Annotated in this window: 13 protein-coding genes; 5 read left to right on the top strand and 8 right to left on the bottom strand. The window is 73.8% G+C overall.

What is annotated here, in order from left to right; translation table 11 throughout:
* Positions 1-84 precede the first annotated feature (84 nt).
* The gene (locus FB458_RS09315) at positions 85-1,953 is read right to left on the bottom strand and encodes a CocE/NonD family hydrolase (RefSeq protein WP_141848256.1); all 1,869 of its coding nucleotides are present in this window, start codon (positions 1,951-1,953) and stop codon (positions 85-87) included.
* Between the two features lie 110 nt (positions 1,954-2,063).
* Complete coding sequence (locus tag FB458_RS09310) at positions 2,064-2,573, bottom strand: DUF4395 domain-containing protein (RefSeq protein WP_141848255.1); 510 nt, start codon at positions 2,571-2,573, stop codon at positions 2,064-2,066.
* A gap of 203 nt (positions 2,574-2,776) precedes the next feature.
* Here FB458_RS09310 and FB458_RS09305 point away from each other — a divergent pair, with 203 nt between their 5' ends.
* The 4 genes from FB458_RS09305 to FB458_RS09290 all read left to right on the top strand — a co-directional run bounded on the left by FB458_RS09305 (position 2,777) and on the right by FB458_RS09290 (position 6,132).
* Positions 2,777-2,980 (top strand): hypothetical protein, encoded by a 204-nt coding sequence (locus FB458_RS09305; RefSeq protein WP_141848254.1) that lies wholly within the window; start codon positions 2,777-2,779, stop codon positions 2,978-2,980.
* 122 nt (positions 2,981-3,102) lie between these two features.
* On the top strand, positions 3,103-4,197 hold the full coding sequence (locus FB458_RS09300; protein WP_246061136.1) for a glycosyltransferase family 4 protein: 1,095 nt from the start codon (positions 3,103-3,105) through the stop codon (positions 4,195-4,197).
* A gap of 10 nt (positions 4,198-4,207) precedes the next feature.
* Complete coding sequence (locus FB458_RS09295) at positions 4,208-5,302, top strand: glycosyltransferase (RefSeq protein ID WP_141848252.1); 1,095 nt, start codon at positions 4,208-4,210, stop codon at positions 5,300-5,302.
* Positions 5,299-6,132, top strand: a complete 834-nt coding sequence (locus FB458_RS09290) for a glycerophosphodiester phosphodiesterase family protein (protein ID WP_141848251.1) — start codon at positions 5,299-5,301, stop codon at positions 6,130-6,132. The genes FB458_RS09295 and FB458_RS09290 overlap by 4 nt, the downstream gene beginning before the upstream one ends.
* Here FB458_RS09290 and FB458_RS09285 read toward each other — a convergent pair.
* The 6 genes from FB458_RS09285 to FB458_RS09260 form a co-directional block, all read right to left on the bottom strand.
* Positions 6,107-9,094 carry an alpha-mannosidase gene (locus FB458_RS09285; RefSeq protein ID WP_141848250.1) on the bottom strand — a complete coding sequence of 996 codons (2,988 nt, stop codon included), beginning with the start codon at positions 9,092-9,094 and terminating at the stop codon, positions 6,107-6,109. The two genes, FB458_RS09290 and FB458_RS09285, sit on opposite strands and share 26 nt — an antisense overlap.
* Before the next feature lie 73 nt (positions 9,095-9,167).
* Complete coding sequence (locus tag FB458_RS09280) at positions 9,168-10,019, bottom strand: carbohydrate ABC transporter permease (RefSeq protein ID WP_141848249.1); 852 nt, start codon at positions 10,017-10,019, stop codon at positions 9,168-9,170.
* A 1-nt stretch (position 10,020) separates the two neighbouring features.
* Positions 10,021-10,956, bottom strand: coding sequence for a carbohydrate ABC transporter permease (locus tag FB458_RS09275; RefSeq protein WP_141848248.1), 936 nt, complete (start codon positions 10,954-10,956; stop codon positions 10,021-10,023).
* Complete coding sequence (locus FB458_RS09270) at positions 10,953-12,305, bottom strand: extracellular solute-binding protein (RefSeq protein WP_141848247.1); 1,353 nt, start codon at positions 12,303-12,305, stop codon at positions 10,953-10,955. Before FB458_RS09270 ends, FB458_RS09275 begins: the two co-directional genes overlap by 4 nt.
* A gap of 204 nt (positions 12,306-12,509) precedes the next feature.
* Positions 12,510-13,742, bottom strand: a complete 1,233-nt coding sequence (locus tag FB458_RS09265; protein ID WP_141848246.1) for an ROK family transcriptional regulator — start codon at positions 13,740-13,742, stop codon at positions 12,510-12,512.
* Positions 13,743-13,861: 119 nt separating this feature from the next.
* The gene (locus FB458_RS09260; RefSeq protein ID WP_141848245.1) at positions 13,862-14,500 is read right to left on the bottom strand and encodes a TetR/AcrR family transcriptional regulator; all 639 of its coding nucleotides are present in this window, start codon (positions 14,498-14,500) and stop codon (positions 13,862-13,864) included.
* A gap of 80 nt (positions 14,501-14,580) precedes the next feature.
* Here FB458_RS09260 and FB458_RS09255 point away from each other — a divergent pair, with 80 nt between their 5' ends.
* On the top strand, positions 14,581-16,035 hold the full coding sequence (locus FB458_RS09255; protein ID WP_141848244.1) for an MFS transporter: 1,455 nt from the start codon (positions 14,581-14,583) through the stop codon (positions 16,033-16,035).
* The last annotated feature ends 19 nt before the right edge of the window (positions 16,036-16,054 follow it).

Genomic DNA, 16,054 nt, shown 5'->3' with positions numbered 1-16,054 from the left:
GCCGCGCCGACGACGCCGGACTGGACCCCGGTGCCGGCGGGGCGTCGACGACCTCACGGACGCCGGCCACGAGGCACTTCCCCGTCAGCCGCGCGGGACCGGCACCGCGAAGGTCCCGGGCCCGTCCACCGCCACCGGCACGGTGTTGTCCGCGACGTAGCCGGCGAGGAACGCGGACTCCTCGCCATGGGTCGGCCGGTCGTTCCTCGGCGACTGCGTCTCGAGCGTCAGGTACACCGCCGTGACCGTCACCGTGGTGCCGCTCGGCCTCGGGTTCCAGTAACCCGTGGGGTCGATGGTGCCCACGCTCACGGCGAGCCGGTGCCCGGGCGCCAGCTCCCAGTCGAGCGACTTCAGCTCGAACGAGGTCCGGTCGGGCTGGAGACGGGCGACGTTCTCGTCGACCAGCACGCCGGTCCCGGCGGCCGGGTCGACGTCGTACAGGCGCACCATGACGTCACCGTGGCCCGTCGTGCGCAGGGTGACCGAGGGCGTCGCGGTCAGCCGCGTCGCGACGGCGACGGGCTTGCTGAGCACCTGGTACGACGACGCGGCCGTCGCGGCCGGGGAGGCCGCCTTCGCGCTCGCCGCGGTCGGCACGAGCCGGCTGCGGACCTGACGGTCGACGTCGCCGGTCGCCCCGGTCACCTCGGTCGTGGTGCCGGCCCGCCCGTCGTCGACGTAGCTGCCGCGACCGAGCGACACGGTGCCGGGACGGGTCGCTCCCGGCCACGACGCCTGGCCGCGCCACTGCCCGTCGCTGCCCTGGATGGCGAAGGCCGGCGGGGTGACGGCCGGCGGCAGGCCCTTGAGGTACTGGTCGTAGAAGCTCATCACCTCGGCGAAGAAGCCGCCGCGACCCTCGAGCAGCCGTCCCGTGGCGGGGTCGCGCTCGTTGCCGCGCACGTGCTCCCACGGGCCCATCCAGCCGTGCTCGACGCCCGTGTGCGCCTGCAGGTAGTCCTGCATCTGCTCGGGCTTGGTGTTGGACTCGGTGAAGCCCTGGGTGAAGAAGATCGGCGTCGTCGTCCCCGCGGCCGGCCGGACGCTGTCGCGCTCGAGCCAGTAGGGGTCGGTGGGCCGCGTGTTCGTCAGGCCGCCCACGAGGTTGGCCTGCGTGCACTCGGGGTGGGTCGCCTCGTACGCGGCGTTGCGCGCGTAGTGGTCGGTGTCGCCGGGCGTCGCCGGGATCTGCGCGATCCCGTTGTAGGCCAACGGGGTGTAGCGGTTGTTCGGTCGGGCGACCTCGTTGGAGTAGTAGTAGTTGTAGCCGTTCCACAGCGGCTCCTGCGCGACGACCGCGGCGAGGCCCTTGGGGCGCACGTTGTTGGCCCACAGGCCGGTCGAGGCGTCGTACGACTTGCCGTAGGTGCCGACCTTCCCGGTCGACCACGGCTGGGCGGCCGCCCACTCGACGGCAGCCTTGATGTCGGCCTGCTCGCCGCGGCCCAGCCAGTCGAGGCAGCCCGTGCTGCCGCCGAAGCCGCGCAGGTCGACCATGACGACGGTGTAGCCGCGGGCGAGCGGCTTGGCGCCCTCGATGAGGTCGGCGAAGCGCTGCGAGGGCCCGGTCGCATCGGTCTCGGTGCCGGTCTGCCCGGCGTGGCTGAAGTACGGCCCCACCGAGAGGATCACCGGCGTCGGCGTGCCGTCCGGCACCGTCGTCGGACGCAGCACGTCGGCGTGCAGCTGCACCGGGGTCGGCGAGTCCTCCTGCGGTGACGAGAAGTAGTGCTCGGTCCACGAGGCGCCCACCGGTACGAGCGGGTTGCGCTCGTGGGTGACGCCCCGGTCGACGTCCCGCGCCTCGGTGGTGCCGACGCCCCCCGGCGCCGGTCCGGCGGGCGTCGCCGCCCCAGCGGTCCCGGTCGCGAGGAGGCCGGCCGAGGCCAGGACGGTCACGGCCACGACGGCCGGTCGCCGGGTCGAGCGGGTGCTACGGGGCAGGCGCATGCGCATCTCTTCCGTCGGGAGGTCGCCCGCCCTCCCGGACGACACTGTCCTGCGACGCTAACCCGGGACCCGGCTGGGCGCGCGCTGAGAACGGGCCGTGAGCGCGCGGGTCAGTGCGCCTCGAGCTGCGCGGGGCGCCGGCGCGCGCCCAGGTCGGCGCACTCGACGCAGACGTCGTCGCGCACGACCCCGAGGCGGATGAGCCGGGCGAAGACCCAGCAGCCGGCGCAGAAGCCGAGGACGGCCTCGAGGGTGGCGAAGACCAGGAGCACGGCGAGGAGCACGACGGTGACCGTCGGCGCACCGAGGACGAGGGCCGCGGTGGCCGCGAGGGTGAACGTCAGGCCGACCGCTTGGGCGAAGCGCTTGGGCGTGCCGGAGACGAGGCGCGGCGGTCCCAGTCGCGGGGCGACGACGCCGGCGGCGAGCCGGCCGAGCGGGCTCCACCGGGGCCCCGCCGCGACCCGCAGCGCGAACCCGACGGCGAGCAGGGCGCTCAGCCACAGCCACCCGCTGGCGAGGGTGCACGCGGTCAGCGCGACGACCCCGGCGGCCACGCAGCGGGCCGCCTTCTCGTTGACCACGTCGGGAAAACCGAACGCCGACCTCACAGGTGCCATAACACGAGATTATGCCTCGTCAATGGCCTCTGTGCGGCACGTCCAGCCCGCGGTCAGGTGGCGGACCGCCGTCGTGCACGCACCACCCAGCGACCCCGCAGCCGACACATGGGCGGGACTGCGGCCCGGCACAGGTTGGTCGAACACGCTCGGACGACGGTGGTCCCAGTCGCCACCGATCCCCACAGAACGCCGAGATCCCCATGACCCACGTCGTCCACCCCACCTCGTCCACCCGCTCGCGGACCGTGTCCCCGGCCCGCTCCACGCTGCGCCGGTGGGTGCGCCGCCACCTCGTCGCCATGGACCCCGCGCCGACGCCCGGCGCCCTCGACGTCCTCGACGCCCGCCGCCGCGCCGACGAGGCCGGCACCACCGTCTGGACCCGGACGACGCCCTCGCACTGAGCCGCCGTCGTGCCCGGCGCGGGCCTTCCGACTGTTCACCTCCGCGACCGGGACGCGTCACCGGGCGACCACCGACCGCACCACCCGGGCTTGCTCTCATGGAGGCCGTGAGGGTGGCCGTCGTGACCGAGTCCTTCCTGCCGCACGTCAACGGCGTGACCCGTTCGGTCATCCAGGTCCTGCGCCACCTCGTGGCGCACGGTCACGAGGCCCACGTCCTGACCCCCGGCGACCCGCCCGGGGACTGCGAGGGCGCCCGCGTGACCGGTCTGCCCTCGGTGGGGCTGCCCGGCTACCCGCAGGTGCGGGTGTCCCTGGCCTCGGCCGCCCGCCTGGCGCGCGAGCTCGAGGCGCTGCGGCCCGACGTCGTCCACCTGGCCTCGCCCTTCGTCCTCGGCGGCCCCGTCGTGCGCGCCGCGGGTCGGCTCGGGATCCCCGTCGTCGCGGTCTACCAGACCGACGTGCCGGGCTACGCCGCCCAGTACACCCGGCTGGGGCACGCACCCGTCACGAGCGCCCTGTGGCGCCGGGTCGTGTCGATCCACGAGCGGGCCGACGTCACCCTCGCGCCCACGGCCACGGTGGCCCGCCAGCTGAGCGCGCACGGCGTGCCCCGGGTCCTCGTGTGGCCGCGCGGGGTCGACGTCGCCGCCTTCCACCCCTCGCACCGGCACCGCGACCCGGCGGACGGGGTCGTGCGGGTCGGGTTCGTCGGTCGGCTGGCCGCCGAGAAGCGGATCGCCGACCTCGCCGCGGTCGCCGACCTGCCGGGCGTCGAGCTCGTCGTCGTCGGCGACGGCCCCGAGCGGGAGGAGCTGCGACGGGTGCTGCCCACCGCCCGCTTCACCGGCCTCCTCGGCGGCGCGGCCCTGTCCCGCGAGACGGCCGGGCTCGACGTCGCCGTCCAGACCGGGCCGCACGAGACGTTCTGCCAGGCCGCCCAGGAGGCGATGGCGAGCGGCGTCCCCGTCGTGGCCGCCGGGGCCGGTGGGCTGCTCGACCTCGTCGACTCGAGCCGTACGGGCTGGCTCTACCCACCGGGCGACACGGCTGTGCTGCGCGAGCGGGTGGCCGACCTCGTCGGCGACCGCCGCAAGCGCGAGGCGATGGGCGCGGCGGCGTACGACGCCGTCCGCGGGCGCACCTGGGAGAGCGTCTGCGGGCGCCTCGTCGACCACTACCGCGCGGTCCGCGCGGTCCGGCTGCGGACCGCCTGAGGCCGGGCCCATGCGCATCGTCCACGTCGCCAACGCCTGGGCCGCGCACAGCGGCGGCATCCGGACCACCCTCCGGGCACTGGGGACCGGCTACCGGGAGGCCGGCCACGAGCTCGTCGTCGTCACCCCCGGCGGGTCCCCGGAAGACATCTCCCGGGAATGGGGGCGGCACGTGGTCCTGCCCGGCCTCGCGGTCCCCGGCTCGGGTGGCTACCGCGCCCTGACCCGGCTGCGTCCGGTGACCGACCTGCTCGACGCACTGCGGCCCGACCGCCTCGAGGTGTCGGACCGGCTCACCCTGCGGGGCCTCGGCGACTGGGCCCGGTCGGCCGGGGTGCCGTCGACGGTCTTCCTGCACGAGCAGCTCGCCGGCGTCCTCGCCGCCTTCTCCCCGTTCGGCCCCGACCGCTGGCGCCCGGTGGTCGACCGGCACAACGCCGGGACCGTCGAGCGGTTCGACCGCGTCGTCACGACGACGAGGTTCGCCGCGCGCGAGCTCGAGCGGATCGGCGCCGCGACGGAGCACGTGCCCCTGGGCGTCGACCTGGCGCTCTTCCGTCCCCGGCTGCGCGCGGTGCGGCCGCCCGACGCGCCCCTCGTCGTCGTGTGCAGCCGCCTCTCCCGGGAGAAGCGGCCCGACCTCGCGGTCGACGCCCTGGACCACCTGGCCCGGCGCGGCGTGCGCGCCCGGCTCGTGGTCGCCGGCGACGGCCCCGCCCGCCGGACGCTGCAGCGGATGGCCCGGGGCCGGCCGGTGACCTTCGTCGGCCACCTCCCGGAGCGGCGCGCCGTCGCCGACCTGCTCGGCGCCGCCGACGTCGTGCTCGCACCCGGCCCCATCGAGACCTTCGGCCTCGCCGCGCTCGAGGCCCTCGCCTGCGGCACCCCCGTCGTCGCCGCCCGCACCTCCGCCCTCGCCGAGCTCGTCGTCGGGGACGCCGGCGCGGTGGCCGACCCCGACCCCGCGGCGCTCGCCGACGCGGTGGCGCAGGTCCTCGCCGTCCCCCCGGCCCGACGCCGGGCCGCCGCCCGCGCCCGGGCCGAGGAGTTCCCCTGGGACCGCACGACGGCGCGGCTGCTCGCCCTGCACGGGGCGGCGGCGTGAGCACGTCGACCGGGAGGTCCGGCGCGCCGTACGGGGACGAGCCGGGGCCGTTGGCCCTCGCGCACCGCGGCGGTGCCGGGCTGGCGCCCGAGAACACCTACGCCGCCTTCGCGCTCGCCGCCGCGCTGGGCGTGCGCTACCTCGAGACCGACGTGCGGCTCACCGCCGACGGCCGGCTGCTCTGCCTGCACGACGCGAGGCTGGACCGGACCACCGACGGCCGCGGGCGGGCGCGCGACCGGACCCTCGAGGAGGTCCGTCGCCTGCGGGTCACCGGCGGCGGGCTCGTGCCGACCCTCGACGAGGTGCTCGACGCCTTCCCGGGAAGCCGTATCGCGGTGGACGTCAAGGACCGGGCCGCCGTCGGCCCGCTCGTCGAGGCGGTGGCGCGGGCCGGTGCGGCCGAGCGCGTGTGCGTCGCCGGGGCGTGGGACGGCTGGCTGGCGCAGGTGCGCGCCGACCTCCCGGGCGTGCGGACGGCGCTGGGGTGGCGGGCGCTGGCCGCGCTGGTCACCGCGGCCCGCACCGGCGTCCGGCCGCACCGGACGGTCGCGACGGGCGAGTTCGCCCACGTGCCGTGGGCGCTGGTGCGACGGCCCGCGGTGCTGACCCGGCTCGTCGGGATGGCCGACGGCCTCGGCGTCCGGGTCGCGGTCTGGACGGTGGACGACGCCCCGACCATGCGGCACCTGCTCGACGCGGGCGTCGGGGCGGTCGTCACCGACCGCCCCGACGTCCTGCGCGAGGTCCTGCTGTCCCGCGGCGAGTGGGTCGTCCCCGCGCCCGGGCCCGCCCGGCCGCGGGTCAGGCGCGCGGCAGCCGGAGGGTGACCAGCTCGAAGGCCCGCAGGTCGAGCTCGAGCGCGTCGGCGGGCTGCTCGGGCCAGGCGCGCTCGAGCAGGTCCGTGCGGGTCGCCGTACCGGCGTCGAAGCCGGGGACGACGCGGCCGCGGGCGCGGGTGCCGCGCGCCTCGTAGAGGCGCACGACGACGTCGCCCGACCCGTCCTCGGCGAGCTTGACCGCCTCGACGACGATCCCCTCCCCCTCGACCGCGACGAGCGGCTCGAGCGCGTCGACGGCGGCACCGTCGACGGTGCGCGAGGGCAGGTTGAGCCGGTAGCCCTCCGCGACGCCCTCGAGGAGCTCGCCCACCCGCAGCGCGTGCCGGAAGACGTGGGTGCCCTGGTCGGCGTGCGGGTCGGGGAAGAGCGGGGCGCGCAGCAGCGACTCGCGCACGACGCTGACCAGGCCGCCGCCCTCGCGGGGGCGCCGCGTGACGTCGCGTCCGTAGACCCGGTCGTTGGCGAGAGTGACACCGAAGCCGGGCTCGTCGACGCGGACCCAGCGGTGGCCGGAGATCTCGAAGCGGGCCATGTCCCACGAGGTGTTGGTGTGGGTGGCGCGGCGGACGTGACCGAACTGGATCTCGCTCGCCGAGGTCTCGGCGTGCACGTCGAGGACGAACGCGAGCTTGAGCAGCTTCTGCTTCTCGTGCCAGTCCACCTCGGTCTCGATCTCCAGCGCCCCGCCGTCCGGTGAGAGCCGCACCCGCTGGACGACGGTGGACGCGCTGACCGTACGACGCACGACGACGGTGTCGCCGTCGACCTCGACCCCGGTCGTCGCGACGACGTCGAGCGGCATCCGCTCGTAGGCCTTGTCGACGTCCCAGGCGTCCCACTGGTTGGGGGTGTCGCGGAAGACGAGGAGCTCGTTGCCCTTCTCCCCCGGGGCGATCGCGTCACGGCCGGTGCGCCGGTCGACGAGCGAGACGACGTGGCCCTGCGCGTCGAGCCGGGCGGTGACCGCGTCGGACTCGAGGACGACGCCGTCGCCGTCGGCGGCGACCCGGGCGGCGGCCGGGGTGGCGGTGCCCGCCCCGAGGGCCGGGACCCCGGCGACCGCGAAGGGGGAGGCGTTGAAGACGAGGGTGCGCCCTCCCGTGCCGGCCAGCGCGCGCTGCGCCTCGTCGACGACGGCGGTCAGCGCCGCCTCGACGCGGGCGTAGTTCTCCTCGGCCACCTGGTAGACCCAGGCGATGGAGGAGCCGGGCAGGATGTCGTGGAACTGCTGCAGCAGCACCGTCTCCCAGGCCTCGCGCAGCACGTCGACGGGGTACGTCGCCCCGGTGCGCACCGTCGCGGTGGCGGCCCACAGCTCGGCCTCGCGCAGCAGGTGCTCGCAGCGGCGGTTGCCGAGCTTGGTGCGGGCCTGCGAGGTGTAGGTCCCGCGGTGGAACTCCAGGTAGAGCTCGCCCGCCCAGACGGCCGGCTCGGGCAGCTCCTGCGCGGCCTGGCCGAAGAACTCGTCGGGCCGGGCCAGCTGGACCTTCGGCGAGCCCTCGAGGTCGGCCTTGCGGCGCGCCGTCTCGACCATCTCGCGGGTGGGCCCGCCGCCGCCGTCGCCGTAGCCGAACGGGACGAGCGACAGGTCGCTCACCCCCCGCTCCGCGTGCTGCCGCTCGGCCCGGGCCAGCTCCACCGCGGTGAGCTCGGCGTTGTAGGTGTCGACCGGGGGGAAGTGGGTGAAGACCCGGGTGCCGTCGATGCCCTCCCACTGGAAGGTGTGGTGCGGCATGACGTTGGTCTCGTTCCAGCTGATCTTCTGGGTGAGGAAGTAGTGCGAGGCCGACGCGGCGACGATCTGCGGGAGGGCCCCCGAGTAGCCGAAGCTGTCGGGCAGCCACACCTCGTCGGTCTCGACCCCGAGCTCCTCGAGGAAGAACCGCTTGCCCGCGACGAACTGGCGCGCCATCGCCTCGCCGCCGGGCAGGTTGGTGTCGGACTCGACCCACATCCCGCCGACGGGGACGAAGCGACCGTCGGCGACGCGCTTCCTCAGCCGCTCGAAGACCTCAGGCTGGTCCTCCTTGAGCCACGCGTACTGCTGCGCGCTCGAGGCGGCGAAGACGAAGTCGTCGTACCGGTCCATGAGGTCGAGGACGTTGGAGAAGGTGCGGGCGACCTTGCGCTTGGTCTCGCGCACCGGCCACAGCCACGCCGAGTCGATGTGCGCGTGGCCGACGCCGACGAGCCGGTGCGAGGTGGCCGCGGCCGGCGAGGCCAGCGCGGGGGCCAGCTCGATGCGCGCCTGCTTCGCGGTGGCCGGGACGTCGTCGGGGTCGAGGACGTCGACGGCCCGCTCGAGCGCGCGCAGGATCCCGGCCCGGCGCGGCGACGACGCGGGCAGCTCGTCCATGACGCCGATGAGGACCCACATGTCGCGCTCCAGCGCGAAGACGTCCTCGTCGAGGACCGCGAGGGCGGCCGACGCGAACGTGTAGAGCGGTCGGCGCGGGGCCGTGGCGAGGTCGCCCATCGGGGTCGGCTCGTGGGTCCAGGTGCCGCCGACGTCGGGGTTGGAGGCCGCCTCGACGAGGACGGTGAAGTCCTCGCCCGGTGCCGCCGTCACGGGGACCCAGGAGTTGCGCGGCTCGAGCGCCTTGATGACGGTGCCGTCCGGGGTGTAGCACAGGCCCTCGGACTGGAAGCCGGGGTTGCCGCCGACCCAGCCGAGGTCGACGAGCAGCTCGCGCCGGGTGTCGCCGGCCCAGGACGACGGGACGGTGCCGGAGATCCGGAACCACGTCGTCCCCCAGGGGCGGCCCCACGGGGTGCCGGCCTCGAGCGGCGCGAACTCGCGGGTCACGGCCTGCGCGAAGGGGACCGGCTCGTCGGGCACGTCCCAGGTCTCGACGGTGACCTGCACGTGGTCGGTGTGGGTGGCGCGGGCGACGCGCTGGCTGTAGCTGCGGCGGATACGCGCCTCGATGAGGGCGACGGTGTCGTGCACGGGAGGACCTTCCGGGGTCGTCGAGGTGAGGGGAGGGCGGGTGGACGTGAGGGGGTCCGGTGTGCGGCCCGGGTCAGCCCTTGACGGCTCCGGCGAGCGCGAAGCTGCCGCCGGAGAAGCGCTGCACGAGGGCGTAGAGGCCGAGGACCGGCAGCGAGTAGACCAGCGAGAACGCGGCGAGCTGGCCGTAGGCCACGGTGCCGTAGGCGCCGAAGAAGTTGTAGATCGTCACCGCCGCCGGCATCTGCTCCTGGTTGGTGATGAGGATGTAGGGGACGAAGAAGTTCCCCCACGCCTGGATGAAGACGAAGATGAAGACCACCCCGATGCCCGGGCGCATGAGGGGGACGACGACCCGCCACAGCGTCTGCAGCATCGACGCGCCGTCGACCCAGGCCGCCTCCTCGAGGACGATCGGCACCCCGTCCATGAAGTTCTTCATCATCCAGATCGCCATCGGCAGGCTCGTCGCCGCGAGGAAGAAGATGATCGCGACGAACGAGTTGAGGCCGTTGAAGAGGACGAAGAGCGAGTAGACCGGCACCATCATCGCGGTGATCGGCAGGCAGGTGCCGAACAGGACGCCGTACAGGAACGGCTTGTTGATCCGCATCCGGTAGCGCGAGAGCGGGTAGGCCGCCAGCACCGCCACGGCGACCGTGACGACGGCGCAGCCGCCCGAGAGGATCACGCTGTTGAGCAACGGGATCCACGCCTGGTCGGGCGTGAGGACGTCCTGGAAGTTCTGCAGCGTGAACGGGTCGGGGATCTTGACGGAGAGGTTCGTCGTGGCGTCGAACGCGCCGAGCACGATCCACACGATCGGCAGGACGAAGAGCAGCGCGATGACGAGCAGGAGGAGGTTGGAGACCACCGCGAGGTTGCGGCGGCGCGGTGAGGTGAGCGCGAGGCTCCCGGCAGACATGTCAGTCGACCTCCGGTCGCAGGGCGCGGATGTAGATCAACGAGAAGAGCGCGCCGACCAGCAGCAGGATGAGGGCGATCGCCGTACCGAAGCCGAGCTGCCCGAAGGAGAAGGCCTCCTGATAGGCGAGGATCGGCAGGGTCGAGGAGTTGGTCCCCGGGCCGCCGCCCGTCATCACGTAGATGAGCGTGAAGACCGACAGGGTCTGCAGCGTCGTGAGCATGAGGTTGGTGGAGATGCTGCGCCGGATCATCGGGAGCGTGATCCGGGTCAGCCGCTGCCACCCCGAGGCCCCGTCGACCTCGGCCGACTCGACGATCTCGAGGGGGACGTCGTTGAGCGCGGCGGAGTAGACGAGCATCGAGAAGGCCGTGCCGCGCCACACGTTGGCGATGATCACCGACAGCATGGGCAGGCTGTAGAGCCACGACGGACCGGTGATCCCGACGAGACCGAGGATCGCGTTGGCCGTGCCGTCCTTGCCGAAGAACGCGTAGGCGGCGAAGCTGGCGACGATCTCAGGCAGGATCCACGCCCCGACCACGACGGTGCCGGTGATGGTGCGCACCACCGACGAGGCCGAGCGCATGAGCACCGCCAGCGTCATCCCGAGGACGTTCTGCCCGACGACGGCCGACCCGATGAGGAAGACCAGCGTGAGGACGACGGACTTGGGGAAGTTCGGGTCCGCGAACAGCTCGGTGAAGTTGGCGAACCCCACGAACTGGGTGTCCTGCGCCGCGGCGCCGGTGAGGGCCGAGTTGGTGAAGGCGCCGACGAAGGCGCTGATGACCGGGCCGAGCAGGAAGATCGCCAGCAGGACGACCGCCGGCAGGAGCGGCGCCGCGCGGCCGGCGGAGCGCCAGCCGGAGCGGCGCTCCCCACCGCCGCCCGGGGCGACCCGGGCGGCGGCGGAGGGAGCGACCTGGGCGGTCACTGCTTGGTGACGTTGTCCGGGCCGACGATGCCCTCGAGCGCCTGGTCGTAGGTGGAGGCCGCCTGCTCCGGGGTCTGCTGGCTCGTCATGACCGACTCCATCGCGACCTGGATGTCGTTGGAGATCTTCGGGTAGTCGGCGGTCGCGGGACGGAAGTGCGTCACCTTGACCAGCGAGGAGAAGAACGCGAAGGACGGGTTCGCCTTGTCGTACGACGGGTCCTCGGACACGTCCTTGCGGACGGCGATCTGGCTGGCCGCGATGTCGTAGGCCATCGAGTTGTCCTTGTTGAGCGCCGTCGAGATGAAGTCGAACGCCGCCTGCTTGTTCTTGCTCTTCGAGCCCATGGCGAGGGTCCAGCCACCCGACATCGACGTCGAGCCCGGGTCCTGCCCGTCCTGGGTCGGCATCGCGGCCTGCCCCATCACGGTGCTCCACTCCGGCCACGGCTTCGAGCCGCCCTCGATCCAGGTGCCGCTCTGCCACGAGCCGTTGAGGTCGATGGCGAGCTTGCCCTGGGGGAGCCACTCGGTCGCGATGGTCGTGCCGATGTTCTTGTCCAGCGACTGCTCGGGCGTCGGGGCCAGACCCTGCGAGAAGACGTTGCCCAGGAACCCGAGCGAGTCCTTGAAGCCCTGCGAGCCGGCGATCCACTTCTTCGACGAGGCGTCGTACAGCGTGTCCTTCGTGCCGTAGAGCAGCATCTCGAAGCCCTGCATGGTCGCGCCCTCGCCCTGCGCCTTGCCCGAGTAGATGTTGAAGGGGATGACCCCGGGGAGCTTGGCCTTGATCGTCTTGGCCGCGGTGAGGATGTCGGCCCACGTCTTCGGCTGCCACGGCACCTGCAGGCCCGCCTTGGCGAACAGCTCCTTGTTGTACCAGAGGGCGCGCGTGTCGGTGCCCATCGAGACGCCGTACGTCTTGCCGTCGTCACCGAGGCCGGCCTGCTTGGCGTTGTCGTAGAACTGGCTCCAGTCCGACCACTTCGCGAGGTAGTCGTCCATCGGCGCGAGGTAGCCCGCCTTGACGTCGGACTTCACCTGGAAGGTGTCCTCGTACATGACGTCCGGCGCCGTCGACGCGGACTTGTTCATCAGCGCGAGCTTCGTGTAGTAGTCGCCCTCGGTCGCCTGGATCGGCACCAGCTGGACGGTGACGCCCTTGTGCGTCGACTCGAAGTCCTTCTTGACCTTCTGCATGAGGTCGTCCATCTGCGTGAAGGTGCCGTACTTCTGGTAGGCGACCTTGATGGTGTCGGACGACGAGGAGCTGCTGCCCCCACCGCCGCAGGCCGACGCCAGTCCGGCCACCAGCCCCACGGACACGACCGCAGCGACGCGCTTGCTCATCCCATTCACTCCTTCGTGACGGTGGCCGGTGCGACCCCGCAGCCGTGCCGATGGGAGTTAATAAAGACGGTGGACGAACCCGTTGTCAAGGCCTTCCCGGGAATCGTCACCGAACCGTGGGTTCGATCCCGGGCCCGACGGGGTACGACGCCCCACCGCCTCGAGGAGGCCGGCAGCGCCGACCTCCTCGCGCCCGACCGGCGGTCAGGGCGCGGTGATGAGCAGCCCGGCCGGGCGCGGCGAGTGCACCGCGTCGAGCACGAGCGCGGCGGCGCCGAGCGCCGTGACGTCGGAGCCCAGCGCGGTCTCGAGGACCCGGACCGGGTGGGTGGTGACGACGGCCGGGTCGCCGTCGACGACGCGACGCACCTCGGGCAGCGCCACCGGCGCCAGCCGGTCCCAGAACGGTCCGCCGCAGACGACCGTGTCGATGTCGAGGAGGTTGGCGACGAGGACGAGGGCGCGGCCGATGTCGTGCCCGGCGCGGCGCAGGATCTCCATCGCCTGAGGGTCCTCGCGGGCCGCCGCGGTCGCGAGCCGGGTGAAGGCGCGGTCGACCTCGACGAGGGTGAGGTCGCGAGCCGGGAGGTCGAGCACGCCGAGGTCCGCCGCCTCGCGCACCATCCGCGCCGGGCTCGCGCTCTCCCCCAGGCAGCCGCGCTGCCCGCACGCGCAGGGCGGTCCGTCGCCGCGGACCAGGAGGTGGCCGATGTCGCCGGCGTTGGCCGACGACCCGCGCACCACCTCGGCGTCCAGGGCGACCCCCAGCCCGACACCGGTGCCGTAGTAGAAGAAGGCCTGGTGCGGGTGCGACGTCCCCTCCGGCGACCACAGCTCCGCGGTGGCGGCGGCGGTGACGTCCTTCTCGAGACCGACCGGCAGGCCGAGCCGCTCGGCCAGCGCCGCGCGCAACGGGACGCGGTGCCAGCCGGCGAGCAGCGGCGGGTCGAGGACCGTGCCCGTCTCTCGGTCGATGGGCCCCGGCGCCGCGATGCCGACGCCGAGCACCCGGTCCGGCGCGACCCCGGAGGCCTCGACGAGGGCGCCGATGGTCTGCGCCATCTGCGTCACCACGGCCTCGGGCTGCACCTGGCGAGGGGTGCGCACCCGCCGGTCGAGGACGACGCGACCCTCGAGGTCGGCCAGCACGTAGGTGACGACGCTCGGGTCGAGGTGCACCCCGACGGCGTACCCCCCTCGGGGGTCGAGCGTGAGGATCGTGCGCGGCTTGCCCGGCCCGGCGATCCGCTTGCCGCTCTCGCGGACGAGACCGTCGGCGAGCAGCCGTCGGGTGAGGTTGCTGACCGTCTGCGGCGACAGGCCGCTCGCCTCGGCGATCTCCACCCGCGAGATGCCCTCGCCGGCGCGGCGCACGAGGTCGAGCACGACCGACTGGTTGAACCCGCCGACGGCAGGGAGGTTGGTGCCGCGACGCATCCGCTCCCCTCCTCGCGCGCTCCGCCCGCCGGTGCCCGGTCGGCGTCGGTCCCGTCCTGCGGGCCGTGGTGTCGCAGGCTACGCCCAGTGACGTGGCAGGCCGGTCGCGTGCCCGCCGCTCACCAGGGCTCGGCGACGCGGGGGGCGACGGCGAGCACCGAGTGGATCTTGGTCGGGAAGCAGGTGTCGAGGAGCTCGGTCATGTCGTCGTCGCGGCCGTAGTCCTCCGTGACGCGCAGGCCCAGCATCGTGTTGATGAGCATGCCGTGGGCGAGGAACTCGTGCGCCTCCTCGCCGCTCAGCCCGGCCTCGTCGCGCAGCAGCCGCCAGATGCGGGCGAACCCGTGCCGGGCCGCCGCGCCGATGACCGGGTGCGCGCCGAGCAGGAAGGCCTGGCTGAGCAGCAGGTGCAGACCGCGCACCCGCAGGAGCTCGACGTAGGCCTCGCCGAGGGTGCCGTAGCGCTGCTCGACGTCGACCGGCGCGGTGCCAGCCTCCTGCTCGAGGACCCCGCGGAAGGTGACGACGAGGTGCTCGACCGCGTCCTCGAGGGCGGCGAGGAAGAGCGCCTCCTTGGTGCCGAAGAGCCGGACGACGTACGGCTGGCTCACCCCCGCGGCGCGGGCGATGTCGTCCGTCGTCGTGCCGCCGTACCCCCGGGCGCCGAAGACCGCGGTGGCGGCCTGGACGATCTGCTCCCGGCGCTCGGTGGCGGACATCCGGCGCGCGGCGGGCTGGGGGGGCTGCGCGTCGACCATGTTGACAAGGTTATCAGTTGATTACTACCGTCTGCCGTGAGAGGTAATCATCCGATTACTACAAGTCCCCGGAGCCACCCATGAGCCTCGACACCACGCCCGCCGTCCCCCCGACCCCCGTCCTGCCCGTCGGGGCGGACGCCCCCGCGCCACCGACGGGACGGCGACGTCCCGTCGCCCTCGTCATCGCCGCCGCGTCGCTGCCGATGTTCATGGCGACGCTCGACAACCTCGTCATGACCAACGCGCTCCCGGTGCTGCACGAGCGGCTCGGCGCCTCGGTCGAGCAGCTGCAGTGGTTCGTCAACGCCTACACGCTCGCCTTCGCCAGCCTCATCCTGCTCGCCGCCGGCCTCGGCGACCGGCTCGGCCGGCGGACCGTCTTCCTCGCCGGCACCACGGTCTTCGCCGTCGGCTCGGCCCTCGCCGCGCTCTCCTCGACCCCGGCTCAGCTCATCGCCGCCCGCGCCGTCCAGGGGCTCGGCGGCGCGGCCATCCTCCCGCTGTCGCTCGCCCTCATCGCGGGCGCCGTGAGCCGGGAGCGGCGCGCCCTGGCCATCGGCGTGTGGGGCGGGATCTCCGGCCTCGGCGTCGCCGTCGGCCCGCTCGTCGGCGGGGCCGTCCTCGAGGGCTGGAGCTGGCAGGCGATCTTCTGGATCAACGTCCCCGTCGCCGTCGTCGCCGTGCCGCTCGCCGTCTGGGCGCTGCGCGACGACCGCGGGGTCCGCGCCCCGCTCGACGTCCTCGGCGCCGGGCTGGCCGCGCTCGGCGTGCTCGCGCTCGTCCACGCCGTCGTCCGCGGCAACGACGACGGCTGGTCCAGCGCGGGCGTCGTCGGCGAGCTCGCCGTCGGCGTCGTCCTCCTCGCGGCCTTCCTGCAGCGCCAGCGCCGCACCGCCTCGCCGCTGGTGCCGCTGCGGCTCTTCCGCGACCGCTCGTTCTCGGTGACCAACGTCGTCGGGTTCGCCTTCAGCTTCGGCACCTTCGGCGCCATCTTCCTGCTCATCCAGTTCCTCCAGGTCGTCCAGGGGAGCTCGCCGCTGCACGCCGCCGTCCAGACGATGCCGTGGACCCTCGCGCCGATGGTCGTCGCGCCGATCGCGGGCGCGGTCGCGCCCCGGGTCGGCACCCGCGCGCTCATGGTCACGGGACTCGCCCTGCAGGCGGTCGCGCTCGCGGCCATCGCCCTGACGATGTCGCCCACGGTCGCGTACGGCGTCCTCGTCCCCTCGTTCCTGCTCGCCGGGGTGGGGATGGCGCTCGTCTTCGCCCCGTCGGCGACCGCGCTGCTCGCCGAGCTCGACGAGGCCGACCACGCCAAGGCCTCGGGGGTGAACTCGACGGTGCGCGAGCTCGGCGTCGCTCTCGGGACGGCCGTGCTCACCGCGGTGTTCACCGGGGCGGGCGGGCGCCTGCTCCCGACGTCGTACGTCGATGCGGCGCGGCCGGCGGTGCTCGTCGGGGCCGCCGCGCTCGTCGTCGCGACGCTCGTCGCGACGCGCCTGCCCGCCGGTCGGGCCCGTACGGACGCCTGACCGCCTACGATGGGCTCCC

This window comes from Lapillicoccus jejuensis (genome assembly GCF_006715055.1).
Lineage (GTDB): Bacteria > Actinomycetota > Actinomycetes > Actinomycetales > Dermatophilaceae > Lapillicoccus > Lapillicoccus jejuensis.
Note: the sequence above shows the minus strand (reverse complement) of the source record. Positions and strands in the feature narration are given on the sequence as shown.